This window comes from Streptomyces sp. NPDC029122 (assembly GCF_055569445.1).
Genome location: NZ_JBVHWK010000012.1, coordinates 19,833 through 36,573, shown reverse-complemented (window position 1 = coordinate 36,573; position 16,741 = coordinate 19,833). Strand labels below are relative to the sequence as shown.

The 16,741-nt window shown below is 73.5% G+C and carries 15 protein-coding genes and 1 pseudogene; 9 read left to right on the top strand and 7 right to left on the bottom strand.

The window, feature by feature from the left end:
* Positions 1-68 precede the first annotated feature (68 nt).
* Positions 69-620, top strand: coding sequence for a hypothetical protein (locus ACZ4WZ_RS16445; protein WP_467890599.1), 552 nt, complete (start codon positions 69-71; stop codon positions 618-620).
* Between the two features lie 24 nt (positions 621-644).
* Here the strand turns inward: ACZ4WZ_RS16445 and ACZ4WZ_RS16440 are convergent, their stop codons facing one another.
* Positions 645-1,865, bottom strand: coding sequence for an MFS transporter (locus ACZ4WZ_RS16440; RefSeq protein ID WP_467890883.1), 1,221 nt, complete (start codon positions 1,863-1,865; stop codon positions 645-647).
* Positions 1,866-2,052: 187 nt separating this feature from the next.
* On the opposite strand from ACZ4WZ_RS16440, the gene ACZ4WZ_RS16435 reads away from it, so the two are divergent.
* Complete coding sequence (locus ACZ4WZ_RS16435) at positions 2,053-3,108, top strand: cation diffusion facilitator family transporter (RefSeq protein WP_467890596.1); 1,056 nt, start codon at positions 2,053-2,055, stop codon at positions 3,106-3,108.
* 87 nt (positions 3,109-3,195) lie between these two features.
* Here ACZ4WZ_RS16435 and ACZ4WZ_RS16430 read toward each other — a convergent pair whose 3' ends face one another.
* Entirely contained in the window at positions 3,196-4,098 is a 903-nt protein-coding gene (locus ACZ4WZ_RS16430; RefSeq protein ID WP_467890595.1) for an alpha/beta fold hydrolase, read from the bottom strand.
* Between the two features lie 132 nt (positions 4,099-4,230).
* Positions 4,231-5,337: a mechanosensitive ion channel family protein gene (locus tag ACZ4WZ_RS16425; RefSeq protein ID WP_467890593.1), complete on the bottom strand. Its 1,107-nt coding sequence runs from the start codon at positions 5,335-5,337 to the stop codon at positions 4,231-4,233.
* 520 nt (positions 5,338-5,857) lie between these two features.
* On the opposite strand from ACZ4WZ_RS16425, the gene ACZ4WZ_RS16420 reads away from it, so the two are divergent.
* Positions 5,858-6,727, top strand: a complete 870-nt coding sequence (locus ACZ4WZ_RS16420) for a hypothetical protein (RefSeq protein ID WP_467890591.1) — start codon at positions 5,858-5,860, stop codon at positions 6,725-6,727.
* 83 nt (positions 6,728-6,810) lie between these two features.
* On the opposite strand, the gene ACZ4WZ_RS16415 is transcribed toward ACZ4WZ_RS16420, so the two are convergent.
* On the bottom strand, positions 6,811-7,578 hold the full coding sequence (locus ACZ4WZ_RS16415) for a polysaccharide deacetylase family protein (RefSeq protein ID WP_467890589.1): 768 nt from the start codon (positions 7,576-7,578) through the stop codon (positions 6,811-6,813).
* 309 nt (positions 7,579-7,887) lie between these two features.
* Between ACZ4WZ_RS16415 and ACZ4WZ_RS16410 the strand changes: the two genes are divergently transcribed.
* Positions 7,888-8,520, top strand: coding sequence for an NADPH-dependent FMN reductase (locus ACZ4WZ_RS16410; protein ID WP_467890880.1), 633 nt, complete (start codon positions 7,888-7,890; stop codon positions 8,518-8,520).
* A 24-nt stretch (positions 8,521-8,544) separates the two neighbouring features.
* Here ACZ4WZ_RS16410 and ACZ4WZ_RS16405 read toward each other — a convergent pair whose 3' ends face one another.
* Positions 8,545-8,976 (bottom strand): VOC family protein, encoded by a 432-nt coding sequence (locus ACZ4WZ_RS16405; RefSeq protein WP_388940327.1) that lies wholly within the window; start codon positions 8,974-8,976, stop codon positions 8,545-8,547.
* Between the two features lie 468 nt (positions 8,977-9,444).
* Between ACZ4WZ_RS16405 and ACZ4WZ_RS16400 the strand changes: the two genes are divergently transcribed.
* Together ACZ4WZ_RS16400 and ACZ4WZ_RS16395 are read left to right on the top strand one after the other, a co-directional pair.
* The gene (locus ACZ4WZ_RS16400; RefSeq protein WP_467890587.1) at positions 9,445-10,023 is read left to right on the top strand and encodes an RNA polymerase sigma factor; all 579 of its coding nucleotides are present in this window, start codon (positions 9,445-9,447) and stop codon (positions 10,021-10,023) included.
* Positions 10,024-10,892: 869 nt separating this feature from the next.
* Positions 10,893-11,660: pseudogene (locus tag ACZ4WZ_RS16395) on the top strand (IclR family transcriptional regulator domain-containing protein); the annotation flags it as partial.
* 265 nt (positions 11,661-11,925) lie between these two features.
* On the opposite strand, the gene ACZ4WZ_RS16390 reads toward ACZ4WZ_RS16395, so the two are convergent.
* Positions 11,926-12,870, bottom strand: a complete 945-nt coding sequence (locus ACZ4WZ_RS16390; protein WP_467890585.1) for a nucleoside hydrolase — start codon at positions 12,868-12,870, stop codon at positions 11,926-11,928.
* Between the two features lie 249 nt (positions 12,871-13,119).
* Here ACZ4WZ_RS16390 and ACZ4WZ_RS16385 point away from each other — a divergent pair, with 249 nt between their 5' ends.
* The 3 genes from ACZ4WZ_RS16385 (at position 13,120) to ACZ4WZ_RS16375 (ending at position 15,865) form a co-directional block, all read left to right on the top strand.
* The gene (locus ACZ4WZ_RS16385) at positions 13,120-13,785 is read left to right on the top strand and encodes a DUF4360 domain-containing protein (RefSeq protein ID WP_467890584.1); all 666 of its coding nucleotides are present in this window, start codon (positions 13,120-13,122) and stop codon (positions 13,783-13,785) included.
* Positions 13,786-13,967: 182 nt separating this feature from the next.
* Positions 13,968-14,150, top strand: a complete 183-nt coding sequence (locus tag ACZ4WZ_RS16380; protein ID WP_467890582.1) for a hypothetical protein — start codon at positions 13,968-13,970, stop codon at positions 14,148-14,150.
* Between the two features lie 287 nt (positions 14,151-14,437).
* A complete protein-coding gene (locus ACZ4WZ_RS16375; RefSeq protein ID WP_467890580.1) occupies positions 14,438-15,865 on the top strand; it encodes a nucleobase:cation symporter-2 family protein in 1,428 nt (475 codons plus the stop codon).
* Positions 15,866-15,928: 63 nt separating this feature from the next.
* Here the strand turns inward: ACZ4WZ_RS16375 and ACZ4WZ_RS16370 are convergent, their stop codons facing one another.
* Positions 15,929-16,600 (bottom strand): helix-turn-helix domain-containing protein, encoded by a 672-nt coding sequence (locus ACZ4WZ_RS16370; RefSeq protein WP_467890578.1) that lies wholly within the window; start codon positions 16,598-16,600, stop codon positions 15,929-15,931.
* Between the last annotated feature and the right edge of the window lie 141 nt (positions 16,601-16,741).

The following is a 16,741-nucleotide window of genomic DNA, read 5'->3' as shown; positions in this document are numbered from 1 at the left end:
CTTGGGGGCGGCCCGCATGAGGTACCCCCCGCCGGGGGTATGGGCCCACCGGGGAGGGGGTGCACGGAGTGCGGGATGGTGCACGCAAGGCGGCCCGGGGCGCGGCCGCGTTCGCATCGGCGGCGACCCTCGCCTTCGCCGCCTGGCTGGTCTGGCTCCTGCCCGGCCCGCAACTGGCCGCCGTACTCGGCTTCGGGCCCGTGGACGGCGTCCTGACCGTCGCCGAGTGCTACGAGGCCACCGATGTGGAGGGCTACGCCGCCGGCACGCAGTGCAAGGGCCGCTACGCCCCGGGCCGCGGGGGAGACGGACCGCAGGAGGAGATCCTGTTGGAGACGGCCGCCGACACCTACCGGCCGGGCACCGAGGTGCCGGTGCGGACCGCGCGCGGGAAGGCGTACGAGCTGTCCAGTTTCGCCGTCGGCAACCTGGGCGTCGCGACCGGTCTGCTCCTCGTCCCCTTCCTCGCCCTGGCGGCCTGGCTGTCCGCCTGCGCCCGCCGCGGCGAGAGGGTGGACGGGGGCGGGTTCGTACTCGCGGCGCTGGCCGCGATGGTGGGCGTGATCGTGCTGGGCCTGGCGGCGGGCCTCCTCGTCGGGCTCCTCACGGCCGTCTTCTGAGTTCCCTCACCCGTGTCCTCCCGGTCACGGCTGCCCCGCGTGCTCGTGCCGGGGGAGCAGGAACGGCGTCGTGAGGACGAGCAGGCCGGCGGCGGAGATCGCGGCGCGCGGGCCGACGAGGCCGGCCAGCAGGCCCCACAGCGCGGTCAGCGCGGCGATGGCGGCCTTGCCGGTGACGGACCACGCGGACAGGGTGCGGACGATCCGGTCCGCCGGGGTCCGTTCGAGCCGGTGGGTGGCGAACACCGGGTTGAAGACCCCCATACAGGTGATCAGCCCGAATTCGACGGCCATGACCAGCACGAGGCCGGAGGTACCGGGGCCGACGAAGGCCAGTCCGGGCAGCCAGCACGCCCGAAGGATCCCGGCGGCGCGCATGACCCGGTGCCGCCCGTGCCGGGCGACGAGCCCGGGCGCCAGCCGCGAGCCGAGCAGCCCCCCGAGGCAGGGCACGGCGAAGGCGAGGCCGTACTGCCAGGGGGCGAACCCGAGCGGGCCGAGCATGAGGACGGCCAGGACCGGGGCGGTGGCCATGATCAGCCCGTTGACCAGCACCGTGTTGAGGAACAGCGGCCGCAGCGCGGAGTCGGCCAGGATGTGGCGCCACCCGGCGAGCAGGTCACCGGCGCGCAGCCGTGACGGAGGCTTCGCGTGCTCCGGCTGCGGCTCCGTCCCGCGGATCGCGCGGATCCCGAGGGCGGAGAGGAGGAAGCTCACGGCGTTGGCCGTCACGGTCACCGCCGGCCCGAACAACCCCATCGCGGCCCCGCCGAGCGGCGGTCCGAGCACGGTGGCCGTCCAGGTCGTGGACTCGAACCGCCCGTTCGCGACGAGCAGGTCCCCGGGTCTCACCAGCGCCTTCAGATACGCCCCGCCGGCCGCCGCGAAGGCGATGTCGGCCGCCCCCACGAGGACCGACACGACCATCAGCTGGCCGAAGCCGAGCAGCCCGAGCGCGAACGAGACCGGCACGCTGGCCAACGCCGCGCACCGCACCAGGTCCATGGCGACCATCACGGGCCGCTTGCGCCGGAACTCCACCCACGGCCCGATCGGTACCGCCACCGCCGCCCCGACCGCGGGCCCCACGGCCGCCAGCACCGACACCTCGGCGGTTCCGGCGCCCAGCACGAGGATCGCGATCAAGGCGAACGCGTCGAACGCGAGCCACGTCCCGAGCGTGCTGACCGCGTACGCCCCCCACAGCCACCCGAAACCCCGCCCCAGCCCCCGGCCCCCCACCACGTTCGTCACCGGCCGTCGGACGGTGCGCCCTCGCTCATCACGCCCATGAGGATATCCACGGCGGAGCGGGCCCGCGGCGGTACCGCCCGCACGTTGACACCGTGCGCAGATGCGAGCCCGTCGCACCTGGTCACGGCGCGTACGACGGCTGTAGCCGCAACGGGTTCCCTGTGCCAACGTAGGTCCCATGGACGGCAACCGGGGCAGCGGCCGCAGTACCTCCACGCACCGCCACGACCACCATCACCACCAGGGCGGGCGGCGCCGGCTGCGGCACCTGCTCACCCCGCACCGACACGACGCCGGCGACAAGGTCGACGCGGCCATGGAGGCCTCCCGCGAGGGCATGCGCACGCTGTGGATCTCCCTCGCGGTGCTGGGGGCGACCGCCGCCGCCCAAGCCGTCATCGTCGTCCTGTCCGGGTCGGTCGCGCTGCTGGGCGACACGGTCCACAACACCGCCGACGCGCTGACGTCCGTACCGCTGGGCATCGCCTTCGTCCTCGGCCGCCGGGCGCCCAACCGCCGCTACACCTACGGCTACGGCCGCGCCGAGGACCTGGCGGGCGTGCTCATCGTGCTGGCCATCGCCGCGTCCGCCGCCCTCGCCGCCTGGGCGGCAGTCGACCGGCTCCTGCACCCCCGGGAGGTCACCCACCTGTGGGCGGTCTGCGCGGCGGCACTGGCCGGCTTCGCCGGCAACGAATGGGTGGCCCGCCTGCGCATCCGCACCGGCCGGCGGATCGGGTCCGCCGCGCTGGTCGCCGACGGCCTGCACGCCCGCACCGACGGGTTCACCTCGCTGGCCGTCCTGCTGGGCGCCGCCGGCGCGGCGGCCGGCCTGCGGGCCGCCGACCCCGTCGTCGGCCTGCTGATCACCCTCGCCATCCTGCTCGTCCTGAAGGACGCCGCCCGCGAGGTCTACCACCGGCTGATGGACTGCGTCGACCCCGCCCTCGTGGACACCGCCGAGCACACCCTGCGGGAGGTGCCCGGCGTCCTCGGCGTCGGCCAGCTGCGCATGCGGTGGATCGGCCACACCCTGCGCGCCGAGGCCGACATCGTGGTCGGCCCCCACCTGACCGTCGTCCAGGCGCACGGACTGGCGCTCGCCGCCGAGCGCGCCCTGATCCGGGCGATCCCCAGGATGACGGCCGCGACCGTCCACACCGATCACCCGGCCCCCGCCGATCACCCGGCCCCCGCCGATCACCCGGCCCCCGCCGGCCACCCGGCGGCCTGAGGCCGCCCGGCCGCCGGCGCCGCGCCGCGCCGAGCCCGGGCGGCGGTGCCGGTCCGGGGCCGGTCCGGCCCAGCGGCGCCCGGTGGTTCAGCGGGCCGCCTCCGTGCGGTGGACGAGGCCCGTGATCAGCGCGGCGATCTCCGGCCACAGGGCCCGCGGCAGGTCGTGGCCCATGCCGGCGAAGACGGCGAGCTCGGCGCCCGGCACGGCCTCAGCGGTGGCCCGGCCGCCGCTGACGTGGCACATCGGATCGTCGGCCCCGTGGATCACCAGCGTGGGCAGCCGCAACGACCGCAGCCGCGCCGTACGGTCACCCGACGCCACCGAGGCCACGGCCTGGCGGGCGACACCGAGCGGGTCGTACGACCGGTCGAAGGCCCGGCCGGCCCGCTCGCGGACCGCGGCCTCGTCGAACGCGAATCCGGGCGAGCCCAGCACCCGTACCGAGTGGACCATCCGTTCGACGACCTCCTCGCGGCTCCTCGGCGGAGGCCCCGCCAGCGCGCTCAGGGCCGTGGGGTCCGGCAGGCCGACCCCCGGGCCGCCCGTCGTGGACATCATGGACGTCAGCGACCGGACCCGGCCGGGGTGTTCGATCGCCATCGTCTGGGCGATCGCCCCGCCCAGCGACAGGCCGACCACGTGGGCGCTGTCCAGCCCCAGCGCGTCGAGCAGGCCCACCGCGTCGGCCGCCATGTCGGACAGGGAGTACGACACGGACGACAGGTCCCCCGCGAGCGTCGCCGGCACATCGGGCACCGGCGCGTCCCGGAAGTGCGAGGAGAGCCCCACGTCGCGGTTGTCGAACCGGACCGGCTGGACGCCGCGCCCGGTCAGTTCCGCGCAGAAGCCGTCGGGCCAGCCGTGCATCTGGAGGGCGAGGCCCATGACGAGCAGCACGGGCGGGGCCTGCGCCTCCCCCCAGCGCTCGTAGGCCACCTCGATGCCCGCCGGTCCCACGTTCACGGCCTTCTCTTCGCGCACCGTCACGCCGCCTCCTCGTCGCGGGGGAAGGACGCCGAACATACCGGTGGGGAACGCCCGCGAGGTCCTCACGCGGCCGGGCGCGTCCGGGGTACGGTCCGCGGCATGGCACCGAGGCGGCGCCCGGCCTCGGGGCCGCTACCGCCGCCGGTCCGCCAGCGCCTCGGGCGACCCGTCCCGCTGGTGCGGGACGGGCGGGTACGGCCGCGCCCCGGGGTCGTCGTGCTGGAGCGAGACCGTGTGCGCGGGCGCCGGGATCGAGATGCCCTCCGCCCGGTACCGCTGGTGCAGGCGCTTGATGAACTCGTGCTTGATCCGGTACTGGTCGCTGAACTCGCCCACCCCGAGGATCACCGTGAAGTTGATCCTGGAGTCCCCGAAGGTGTGGAAGCGGACGGCGGCCTCGTGGTCGGGGACCCCGCCGCTGATGTCGGCCATCACGCCGTCGACGACGTCGAGGGTCACCCGCTCGACGTGCTCCAGGTCACTGTCGTAGCCGACCCCGGCCTGGACCAGGATCGACAGCTTCTGCTCGGGCTGGGTGAAGTTGGTCATGTTCGTCCGCGCGAGGCGGCCGTTGGGGATGATCACCAGGTTGTTCGACAGGTTGCGCACCACGCTGTTGCGCCAGTTGATGTCGACGACGTACCCCTCCTCACCGCTGGTGAGCCGGATGTAGTCGCCCGGCTGGACGGTCTTCGAGGCGAGGATGTGCACCCCGGCGAAGAGGTTGGCGAGGGTGTCCTGCAAGGCCAGGGCGACCGCGAGACCGCCCACTCCGAGAGCGGTGACCAGCGGGGCGATCGACACCCCGAGGGTCTCCAGCGCCACGAGGACGCCCATCGTCAGCACCACGATCCTCGTGATGTTGACGAAGATCGTCGCGGAAGCCGCGACGCCCGTACGGGACGCGGCCACCGACTGGACCAGACCCGCCACGACCCGGGCCGCGCTGAGCGTGGCGATGACGATGAGCACGGCCGTCAGCGTCTGGTTGACCAGACCCGCGACCCGCGCGGTGAGCGGCAGCGCCGAAGTGGCCACCGCGGTCCCGGCGAGGACCGCGGCCCAGGGGACGATCGTCCGCAGCGCGTCGACGATGACGTCGTCCCCGCTCCAGCGGGTCCGGCTCGCGTGCTTGGCCAGCCACTTCATCAGCGCCCGCAGCAGCAGACCTGCCACGCCGCCGGAGGCTAGCGCGATGCCGGCCACCATCCAGTCGTGCAGGACGAGGTCCCGGGTCACCGGCCCGCCTCCGCGCCGTGGGGGGCGAGGGAGCGGGCGGCCGCGGGCCGCCGTATGTGCTGTGTCGTCACCTTGTCACCTGTCAGATCGTGCCGTGCGCGGCGCTGTTGGAGTCGATGTACGCATTCCGAACGCACGGTCATCCTGCCCCATGGTCTCCCCGCGCCCGCAGCCGGACCCCGGCGTTCCGGCCGTCCGGCGGGGCGCGGAGATACGGAGCCCGCGCCGGGCGCCCGGCCGCCCGGGCGAGGCCCGGCCGCTGCCCGGCGTACGGGTGGTGAATCGATTCGGCCGCTACCGGTGGTCCCCGCCGGACGGCCGCGGGGGTTGGTCCGGGTTGACGAACCGCTCACCTGCCCGGCCCACACCCCCGGCCTGTCGCTGCGGCCCGGGCCGTGGGGGAGGGGTGATATGTGCAGCGCGTGGAGAGGCGCCCGGGCCCGCCAACAGGCCATGGGGGCTCACGCAACCGTTCCCTCGCACTCCCGCGGCGCTCTCGGCGCCGGCGGGGAAGGAAGTCATGAACCTCACTGCTCACAAGGTGACCCGACGGCCCCGGACGCGTTCCCGGGTGCTCCTCGCCTCCATCGCCGCGACCGCGGCCCTGACCGGCCAGCTGGTGGCACTCGCCCCCGCCGCCTCCGCGCACGGTCCGAAGCCGGGCGACAACGCCCCCACGGCCCAGGACAAGCAGCGGAACCCCGACAAGGGCGACCACAAGAAGAAGCCCTCCCAGTTCCCGCACGGGCTGCGGCAGTTCACCGCCGACAACACCTTCACCGTCCCGGCGGGCGTCAGGACGGTCTTCGTCCAGGCCTGGGGCGCCGGCGGTGGCGGCGGCGGTGGCGGTGGCGCCTCCGCCACCAGCGCGGGTGGCGCGGGCGGCGGTGGCGGCGCCGGCGGCTTCACCTGGTGCACCCTCAACGTGACCCCGCTGGCCGACTACGGCGTGGACGTCGGTGACGCGGGAACCGGCGGTGCCGGTGGCGCCGGCGGCGGAGCGACGGGCGGCGCCGGCGACGACGGCGGCGCGGGCGGCAACTCCACCGTCGTCGCGACGACGACCAACACCACGCTCGCCACGGCCTCCGGCGGCGGTGGCGGTGGCGGCGGCGCCGGCGGTACGACCACCCCGGGCGCCGGCGGCGCCGACGGTGCGGGCGGCAACGGCTCGTGCTCCACGGGCGGCGTGAACCGGACGGGCGCCCCCGGTACGCCCGGCGGCACGGGCCTGACGGTCGGCGAGGGCGGTCTGCCCGTCGACGGCATCGTCGCCCTGCCCCCGCGCGGTGCCGAGGGCGGCGACGGCGGGGCGGGAGGCGTCGCTCCCGGCGCGGCCGGCCTGCCGGGACAGCCCGGCGGATCCGGCTACGTCGTCATCTGGTGGTAACACCGTCCTGACCGGACGGGCGTAAACACCCGACCGCCCGTTCCCGCGGCTCCACGGCCGCGGGAACGGGCGGTTCCGCGTCCCTAGGACCCGGTGAGGAACTCCCGCAGGTCGACGATCCCGTAGCCCTCCTCGAGGGCCGCGTCGATGATCCGGGGCAGGGCCAGCGCGTCGAGGACGACGCCGTCGCCCGCGCTGCTGCCGACGTGCATCTGGAGGATCGCCCCGGGAGCGAAGGAGCCCACCGCCCTGCTGACCGCCTTGTCCACCGTCATCCCGCCGGCCGGACCCAGGTAGCCGTTCGTGTCGTTGGTGAACTCGATCGCCGCGTAGCCGAGGCCGTTGACGTCCTCGACCGATTCCGGCGTGGTGGAGCTGTACGGGAACCGGAAGAACGGAAGCGGCTCGGCCCCGGACGCCGTACGGATCGCGGCGTCGGCCGCGAGCACCTCCCGTTCCCGCTCCGCCGTGGCGAGGTCGTCGAAGTAGGGGTGGGTGTGCGAGTGGTTGCCCAGCCCGTGCCCCGCGGCGGCCATCGCGCGCACCGCGGCGGGACGGGCCTCGGCGAACAGGCCCGTGGGGAAGAAGGTGGCGGCCGCCCCCCGGCGCCGCAGCTCGGCCAGGACCGCGTCGAGGCCGCTGTCGTCCCACGCGGCGTTGAAGGTGAGCGCCATCACCCTGCCGGACGTCGGCAGCCGACGGATCTCCCGCCCCAGCAGCGAGGCCGGCGGCCGGGGACCCGCCGTGGCGGCCCTCCGTACCGGGGGACCGGAGGCCGCCAGAGCGCTGGGGCCCGGACCGAACCCCGCCGCCAGCAGCGCCGCCATCGCGGCGCGTCGTCCCACATCCACCACAGTCACTCCCTCGGACACGGCACCGCCCCGCGCGGCGCTGCCACGACTGTGCGCGACCGGCCGGCCGGAAGCGGCGAGCGCCGTGGCGGGCACCCGGGTGATTACCGCGGGCCGCGCCGCCGGCACACGGTGCGCCCGGCCCGCCGCCGCCCCGGGAGCGCCGTACAGTCCGCTGCGGGCACCGCCTCCGCCGTCACCGCAAGGCGCCTACCGGCAAGGGAGACAGCCGTGAACTCGACCGACCAGGACCGCTTCCCGCCCGACCCGGCCCGGCCCCAGGACGGGGACCTCACCGGGAGGGCCTCGCTGCACGTGCTCGTGCTCTCGGGCTCCTCCCGCACCGGCTCGGTCAACGCGCGGCTGGCGGCCCTCGTCGCGAGCCTGGTGGTCCGGGCGGGAGCCACCGCCGAGCCCGCCATGATCGGGGACTTCCCGATGCCGCTGTACGACGGCGACCTCGAGGCCGACGAGGGGGTGCCGCCGGGGGCACTGGCCCTGCGCGAGCGGATCGAGGCGGCCCAGGCCCTGGTCATCGCCTCGCCCGAGTACAACGCCTCCGTCCCGGGCGTGGTCAAGAACGCCGTCGACTGGGTCTCCCGCGTCCGGCCGCAGCCCTTCAAGGACAAGCAGGTCCTGCTGGTGTCGGCCTCGCCCTCGATGGTCGGAGGCAACCGCGGCCTGTGGGCGCTGCGCATCCCCCTGGAACACCTCGGGGCGCGGGTCTACCCCGACATGTTCAGCCTGGCGATGGCCCATCAGGAGTTCGCCGAGGACGGCGCGCTCACCGACCGGGGGCTCGCCGAGCGCCTGACCTCGACGGTCGACTCCTTCCTGGACCTCGCCGAGGCCGACACCCGCTACCTGTGCCTGCAGCGCCGCTGGTACGAGTTCCTCGGTGACCGGACCGACGCGCCGGTCACCGCCCGCGCCCAGGACTGAGCGGCCCGCCGGGACGCGCCCCGCTCAGCGCTGCGACAGCTCCGACGGAGCCTCCTGCACCACCCAGCCGTTGCCGTCCGGGTCACGGAAGGTCAGGAAAGAGTTCCAGGTGTCGCCCTTGCCGTCCTCCCACCCCGCCGCCCCGAGGTGGCGCACCGGGGAGACGTCCACGCCCCGCGCCACCAGCTCCGCGCGGGCCGCCTCGATGTCGGTGACGCAGAGCTGGAGCCCGTGCAGCGTGCCCGGCGCCATCACCGCCGTACCGGGCGCGGGCGGCATCCCCTGGAGCAGCGCGACGGAACACCGGGACCCGGGCGGGGTCAGCTGGATGATGCGCACCCCGGGGGCGACCTCGTCGTCGAGGTCCACCCCGAAGCCGACGGCGTCGGCGTAGAACTCCTTCGCCCGGTCCATGTCGGTGACGGGTACCGGTACGACTTCGAGCGTCCAGTTCACGGAGAGCCTCCTCAGGAGCGCCGGCGGGTCCGCCGGACGGTGGGGCGGTGGGACGGTGGGACGGTGGGACCGAGTCTCTCGCAGGAGGGCGCGCCGGGTCCGCAGGCGCCGCCACCCGAGCCACCGGCCGGCGCGGGGCGCGCACCGGCGGATGGGGGCGCGCGCTGGTGCGGAGGGGGCGCGCGGGACGGCGGATGCCACCCTTCCGGAAGTTTTCCGAGACCGGCTTGCACGATCGGACGCCATTTCCGATGGGGTGGTGATGAGGGCGCTCGTCGCTCACGGCTGCCGCACACGGGGGCGGACAGCCCTTCTTCCCCACCCACCAGTCGGAAGGTTTCACGCCGAAGTGAATGTTGCCGAGATTGTCGCCCTCGCGCTGATAGTCACCACCACGGTCCGTGTTTTCTCGAGCGATGTGACACCCACCGCCCTGGAGGGCGGCGGCGAGCAACGGTGGGGGAGTGCATGAGCGAAGGCGAGTTCGACCCAGCGGGGGACCAGACGGTCTCCAGTGAACTGGCGGGCGTCCTGCCCGTGGAGTTCACCGCGTTCCACTCGCAGCAGCACCGCGCGTACCTGCGCTACGCCCACCTCCAGCTGGGCAACGCCAAGGACGCCCAGGAAGTCGTCGACGACGTGTTCACCTTCCTGCTGAAGGTGTGGCGCCAGGCCCTCAAGGAGGCGAGCCTGCACGGCTTCGCCTGGGCGGTGCTGCGCGAACACGTCGAACGCCGGCTGGGGGCCCTCGGCCGCCAGGTCGCCATGGTGGAGACCGCCTGGTTCTCCGCCCTGCGCCGCTCGTCGAGGGAACGCCTCGAACTGCTGGAGTCCAAGCTCGGCCTGTACGCGGCCATCGCGGAGCTGTCCGAGCGACAGTACGACGTGGTGCTGCTGGCCTTCCTGCTGGGCAACGACTCCGAGACGGTCGCCCGCATGATGGGGATCTCCCCCGCGACCGTCCGTTCGCACGTACGCGGCGCACGCCGAACCCTGTCCCGCAAGCTCGGGGTGGACTGGATCCCCGGAGAGGAGAAGGACCAGTGAGCGACATGCCCGCTGACCGTGACATGCCGCTGTGCGAACTGGACGCGGCCCTGAAGAACGCCTCGGTGCTCGCGGAGGAGTACGCCGGCTACGACGAGGGCGCCGCCCGGCGCCGGATCGCCCGCCGGATCGTCGCCGACCGCGCCCGCTCCGCGATCGGTGGCGCCACCGGCTCGGACCTGCCCGTCCGGTGTCCGGCCACGGCCGCCGACCATGACGCCCTCGTCCTGGACGCCGCCTGCCACGTGCGGGCGGCCCGCGTCCTGGACGACGTCACCTGGTCCCTCGTGGAGAGCCGGGACTTCGCGGAACGCGCCCTGCACGCCGAATCCTGGCCCCACGGCGTGGACTCGGCGCTGCTGTTCGGCTCCCTCCTCCACCTGGCGGAGCGCACGGAGGGCGCCCGGTTCTGGTTCCAGTACGCGGCCGGCGCGGGCTCCCGTACCGCCGCGCAGTGCCTCTACCTCCACCACCTCTCCCGAGCGGAGGTCCGTACCGCCCGCCACTGGAACCAGCAGGCCCGGATCCTGCCCGTCGAAGAGCACCTGCCCCACCTGCCGCTGATCCCGGGGGACCTCGAAGAGGCCCTGACCGCCTCCGTGATCTGGACCTCCCCGCCCATCACCACCCAGGACCTCAGCTCCCTCTCCAGGGGGCCCGGCCGGGCCGTGCGGCCGCCCTACCGGCTGCCCGCGCGGCTGCGTCAGGCCGTGGCGGAGCGCCCCCACACCGAACACCCCGACCTGGGAGAGGTGTGCACCCCCGGCCCGCCGGTCGCCGTGGCCGTGGCCCACCACGCACGCCTCAACCCCCTGTACCTGACGGGCGAGGCGAACGCGTGGGCGCTCGAAGCGCTCAAGCAGCCGAACCTGACGCACGCCGCCCGCAAGACCCCCGAAGGACAGCCGGCGCCGGCGGCGCTGGAATCCGTACACCAGGCGCTGCGCGTCCTGGAGGTGATCAACCGGTTCTCGGGCGGTGTCAGCCTCACCCAGATCGCCCGTGAGACGAAACTGCCTCAGCTGGTGATCGCCCGGGCGGTGGAGCAGCTCTTCCGCGCCAACCTGGCCATCCCGACCGGGCCCGACGCCTATATCGCCGGCAACGCCCTGCTGCTCACCGACGCGGCGGGCGGCGAGGGACGCGGGCACCTCAAGGAGACCCTCGCCTGGGTGCGCGACGCCGTCGGCGCCGCCGTCTACGTGGCCCGCTACACCGACGGCGAGGTCTCCATCACCCAGTACGCCGACGGCCCGGGCACACCCGTCGTCGAGGAGTGGGTCGACTTCAGGTCGGCCGCCCACGCCTCCGCCGTCGGCAAGGCCCTCCTCACCCAACTCGACTACGACGACCGGAAGGACCACCTGGACCGCCACCAGATGTCCAAACTGACCCGCCACACCCTCGCCAGCGAGAAGGCCCTCTTCCACCAGCTCGACACGCGCGGGCCCAACGCCCCGCTGCTCGACCTCCAGGAGTACGCCATCGGCACGGTCTGCGCGGCCGTCCCGATCACCTCGGGCCCGAACGCCGAATGCGTGGCCCTCTCCATCCCCGTCCCCGACGCCGGACGGCTAAGGCAGGCCGCCCGGATCCTGCAGAGCGAAGCCGCCGCGGTCTTACTGGCCCTGATCGTGGCCGGCAGCGCCAGGCCCGGTCCGGTACCGGTGCGCAGCGCACCCGCCTCCCCGGGCCTGCCGTGGACCGGGTCCGCCGCGGCCGGCGCGGCGGACCCGGCCTCACTGCCCACCTTCCTCTCCACCACCGTCTAGAGCGGCCGGCCCCGCCCGCGGGGCCGGCCTCCGGTCAGGACGACGACGCGCCGGAGCGGGCCCGGACATCCAGGCCCGGCCCGTTTCGCCGCGCGTCGACCTGTGACGTCCGGTCGCGGCTGAGGCAGCGTCATGCGCGGCGGGACCCGAGGGCGGCCACCGCGCCGACCATGCGGTCCCAGAAGAGGTCCGCGTCCAGGGTGGTGGCGACCCGCGCGTTCACCGGGCGGCCCACGTAGTCGTGGAGGTCCACGACGGTGGCCCCGCGGGTGTAGCGGCCCTGGAGCTCGACCACGACGTTGGCGTCCACGCAGCCCACGATCGCCGGGTCGATCACCCGGGCCACCGCCACCGGGTCGTGCAGCGGCGCGTGCGGCATGTCCCACAGCAGACGGTACGTGGAGGCGTAGTAGGTGAGCAGTTCCACGCAGACGGAGCCGAGTTCCGTGCCGAGGGCCTCGAAGCGGGCCAGCACTCCGGGCGTCGCCAGCGCCTGGTGGGTGACGTCGAGCCCGCACATGGTCACCGGTACCCCGCTGCCGAAGACGACGGCGGCGGCCTCCGGGTCGGTGTACACGTTGAACTCGGCCGCCGGTGTGCGGTTGCCCTGCCCCACGGAACCGCCCATCAGCACGATCTCGCGGATGCGGGCGCCGATCCCGGGGTGGCGGGTCAGGAGGAGGGCGATGTTGGTCAGCGGGGCGGTGGGCACCAGTGTGACCGGTTCGGGGTGCTCGAGGAGGATCCGGTGGATGAGGTCCACCGCGTGCTCGGGCACCACGCCCACCGTGGGCGGCGGGAACTGCGGCCCGTCCAGGCCGGATTCGCCGTGCACGTCGGCGGCGACGGCCAGCGGCTGGAGCAGCGGCCGGTCGCAGCCGGCGGCGACGGGCACGTCCGTGACGCCGGCGAGGGTCAGCACCCGGCGGGCGTTGAGGGTGGTCTTCTCCAGCGTCTGGTTGCCGGCGACGGTGGTGACGGCGAGGAGGTCGACGCCGGGGTCCCCGGCCGCCAGCATGATCGCCATGGCGTCGTCGTGTCCGGGATCGCAGTCGATGATGATCGGTACGGGCACGCGCTGGTCCTCCTCCTGGGCCTGGGCCGCCCAGTCTGCCCCGGGGAGACCGCGCGGGCCGCTCCTTACGAGCCAAAAACGCGGCAGGGGCGTGGCGGACGGCGACCCCTCGGCGGGCGGTGTGATGGTCGGCCGACTACCCCGGACGGGGGTGGCGGCGCCGGCGACTGCCGCGCCTGCGCCGATGGTGCGGGGGAGTGTGGAACGGTTCGTGCCGATCACGCACAGCAGCGATCGGAAGGACAACCCATGCTCAGAACGGTGTTCACTGCCGGCGCGGCCGCCGCGCTCGCCGCTGCCGCCCTGGCGCCCTCCGCGGGTGCCGCGACCCCCTCCGTCCCGGCCCCCGCGCCTCCCGGCCAGATCACCGTCGACGTGGTCCAGGTCAACGGCTCCGGCTGTCGCCCCGGCACCGCCAACGTGGCGGTCTCCCCGGACAACACCGCCTTCACGGTGACGTACAGCGAGTACCTCGCCCAGGTCGGCAAGGACGCCAAAGCGACCGACTTCCGCAAGAACTGCCAGCTCGGCCTCCGCGTGAACGTGCCCCAGGGCTACACCTACGCCATCGCCAAGGCCGACTACCGAGGCTTCGCCAGCATCGCGGAGGGCGCGAGCGCCACCCAGAACGCCAGCTACTACTTCCAGGGCATGTCCCAGACGGCCTACCGGAGCCACACCCTGAACGGCCCCGCCGAGGGCAACTGGCAGGTGTCGGACGCGGTGCCGGTCGAGGCCCTGGTCTTCCACCCCTGCGGGGCCAAGAGGAACCTGAACATCAACACCGAGCTGCGTGCCCAGGCAGGCTCTTCCGACACGGCGAACACCACCAGCTTCCTCGCGATGGACTCCACCGACGGCAGCTTCAACACCGTGTACCACTTCTCCTGGAAGACGTGCCCGCAGCGGCGCTGACACCCGGTCTGACGGCGAGGGGCCGTGCCCGGGACGCGCCGGGCACGGCCCCTCGGCATGTCGAGGCTGGTGTGAAGAAATGCCATAGGGGACATTCGGGTGGGAACACCCCGACCCGGCAACCGGACGCAGAGAGTAACGAGTCATGACGTTCAGTGATGACTCCACTACCGGGAGGTCTGATGAGCACCATGAACGCCGCACCGACCTACGGCCTTTCCACCGGGACGCCGCAGTGGGTACTCGACCCCTACCGCTTCCCCGGTCTCCAGGACCTGGACGAGGCCGAGGCGCCCGCGGGCCCCGCGCCGGAGCCCTCCGCGCTCTCCGAGCCCTCCGAGTCCTCCCGTTTGTCCAGGCGCTGAGCCTCCTCAGGAAGCGGCAGCTCCGGTTACTCGCGAGGAAACCCGCCCTTTGGTTATGGTGAGCGCCCTCCGGTCGCGGCCCCTTCGGATCCCATGCTCAGTCAGGGATCCGGGTGCTGATCGAAGGATGTCCCGCCAATCCGGGACGTAAATGCATCCAGAGCGACGTGCTGTCGGCAACACCGCCCGACGTCGGCTCCATGCGAGCCGGCCTGCGCCCGCCCCGCCACCCGGGGCCCGAGCGCGGCGGCCCTCTCATTCACCTACCTCGCGAAGGCAAGGCAGAGATGGCAAGAGCCACCAGACAGTCCTCCCGGCAGTCCACCCGGCGGGGCATACATCCCGTCGACGAACTCCTCCCCTTCCCCCGACTCGCCCTGTACGGCTTCCAGCACGTGCTGGCGTTCTACGCGGCGGCCGTCATCGTCCCCGTCCTGCTCGGCAACGCACTCGGACTCACCCGCCAGGAACTGGTCCACCTCATCAACGCGGACCTCCTCACCTGCGGCATCGCCTCGATCATCCAGGCCCTCGGCATCTGGAAGGCGGGCGCCCGGCTCCCCCTCGTCCAGGGAGTCACCTTCACCGCGGTCTCACCCATGATCGCCATCGGCCTGGGCGCCGGCGGCGGTACCGCCGGCCTCCTCGTCGTCTACGGCGCGGTGATCACGGCGGGCATCGCCACCTTCGCCTTCGCGCCGCTCTTCAGCAAGCTGGTGAAGTACTTCCCGCCGGTCGTCATCGGTACGATCCTCACCGTCATCGGAATCACCCTCATACCGGTGGCCCTGCAGGACGCGGCCGGCGGGGCCCACCTCGTGGGAACGCCCGCGTACGGGTCCGCGAAGAACCTCGCGTACGCGCTGGGCACCCTGCTCTTCATCCTGGCGCTGGTCCGCGTCGGCAAGCCCTTCCTCAGCAGCCTGGCCGTCCTCCTCGGGCTCGTGGCCGGCACGGCCGTCGCCTGGCTCTTCGGGGACGTGGACTTCGGCGCCGTGGCGCAGGCCGACTGGATCGGGGTCACCACCCCCTTCCACTACGGCATGCCGCGCTTCGAACTGCTCCCGATCGCCGCGATGCTCGTCGTCATGCTGATCACCATGGTGGAGACCACCGGGGACGTCTACGCCATCGGGGAGATCACCCGCAAGAAGGTCGACGCCGACACGGTCGCGCGGGCCCTGCGCGCCGACGGCGTGGCGACGGTCCTCGGCGGTGTCCTCAACTCCTTTCCGTACGTGGCCTTCGCGGAGAACATCGGCATCGTCCGGATGTCGAAGGTCATGAGCCGCTACGTCGTCGTCGCGGCGGGCCTGTTCATGATCGCCCTCGGCCTGCTGCCGAAGGCGGGCAGCCTGGTCGCCTCCGTCCCGCACGCGGTGCTGGGCGGAGCGGCGGTCTCCATGTTCGGCATCGTCGCGGCCGTCGGTATCCAGATCCTGGCCAAGGCCGATCTGCGCGAGGAGCGCAACACCCTGATCCTGGCGGTCAGTCTGGGCGCGGCCCTGCTGCCGACGACGGTGAAGCCCTTCTTCGAGCGCATGCCGGACGACGTCCGGGCCGTGCTCGACAGCGGGATCACGCTGGGGGCCCTCACGGCCATCCTGCTGAACCTGCTCTTCAACGTCTTCACGAGCCGCAGCACGATGGAGATCGACTGGGACGACATCGAGGAGGACGGTCCGCCCGGCCCCTTCGCGGCGGCGGCCCGTTGACGCACGGGCGGGCCGGGAAGGGTCCGCGCCCTCCCGGCCCGCCCGGCCCCCCCGTGACCCGCGTCAGCCGCCCGCCGGAGGCCTCGCCGGGGCCTCGCCCTGCTCGCCGATCAGCTCCCAGAAGTGGTCGGTCAGGCGGCGCAGGTAGGCGGACCGCTCCGTCGCTATCTCCTTCAGCCTGGCGTCGTCGTTGCGGGCGACCAGGTGCCCCATGTACCGCTCGGAGAAGGCGGAGAGCTCCGTGTGCATCGTGTGCAGCGCGTCGCCGACGCTGGTTGCGTCCACGGAGACGATCTCCACCACGGGATCGACGTGGGCCTTCCACCGTCCGGCGACCGCCGACCGCAGGTGCTCCTCCAGCTCCTGGTCGCGGCCCGTGATGGTGGTCAGCGCGCGCAGGGACAGGCCCAGGGCCTCCACCAGGACCCTGGTCTGCCAGGAGTCCCCGTGCCAGTGCCCCGACTCCTCGGCGGCGCGGTACTCCGACGGGCCCATGCCCAGCCGGTAGGCCAGCCGTTCCACGGTGATCCGGCGGGCGAGCCGGAACTCGGGGAGCGTCCTCGGCACGGTCCCCATCAGGGTGGCCGCGTCGCACCACAGCACATCGGCGAGGGCGAAGAGGTGCTGGTCGGAAGGGACGTGGGAGCCCTGCTCCCACGCCGCCACCATGGCGGGATGGACGGGGCTCCCGCAGGCCGCCATGGCCTCGGCCACCTGAACCGTGCTCAATCCCATGCGGGCGCGCGCGGATCGGGCTTCGGTGGGGGAAAAGGGAGTGCTGTACACGTACACGCCACCTCGCGACAACCCTCGAACGGCCCGCGCCCGAGGAGAAACGGAATGCTGAACGAACACCAAGCGCGGGCACAGTAACAG

Bases quoted from the DNA above. Each gene is read 5' to 3' on its own strand.
- ACZ4WZ_RS16380 (WP_467890582.1), top strand. From the start codon at position 13,968: ATGAGCACCATGAACGCCGCACCGACCTACGGCCTTTCCACCGGGACG.
- ACZ4WZ_RS16435 (WP_467890596.1), top strand. From the start codon at position 2,053: ATGGACGGCAACCGGGGCAGCGGCCGCAGTACCTCCACGCACCGCCAC.
- ACZ4WZ_RS16385 (WP_467890584.1), top strand. From the start codon at position 13,120: ATGCTCAGAACGGTGTTCACTGCCGGCGCGGCCGCCGCGCTCGCCGCT.
- ACZ4WZ_RS16420 (WP_467890591.1), top strand. From the start codon at position 5,858: ATGAACCTCACTGCTCACAAGGTGACCCGACGGCCCCGGACGCGTTCC.
- ACZ4WZ_RS16400 (WP_467890587.1), top strand. From the start codon at position 9,445: ATGAGCGAAGGCGAGTTCGACCCAGCGGGGGACCAGACGGTCTCCAGT.
- ACZ4WZ_RS16375 (WP_467890580.1), top strand. From the start codon at position 14,438: ATGGCAAGAGCCACCAGACAGTCCTCCCGGCAGTCCACCCGGCGGGGC.
- ACZ4WZ_RS16370 (WP_467890578.1), bottom strand. From the start codon at position 16,600: ATGGGATTGAGCACGGTTCAGGTGGCCGAGGCCATGGCGGCCTGCGGG.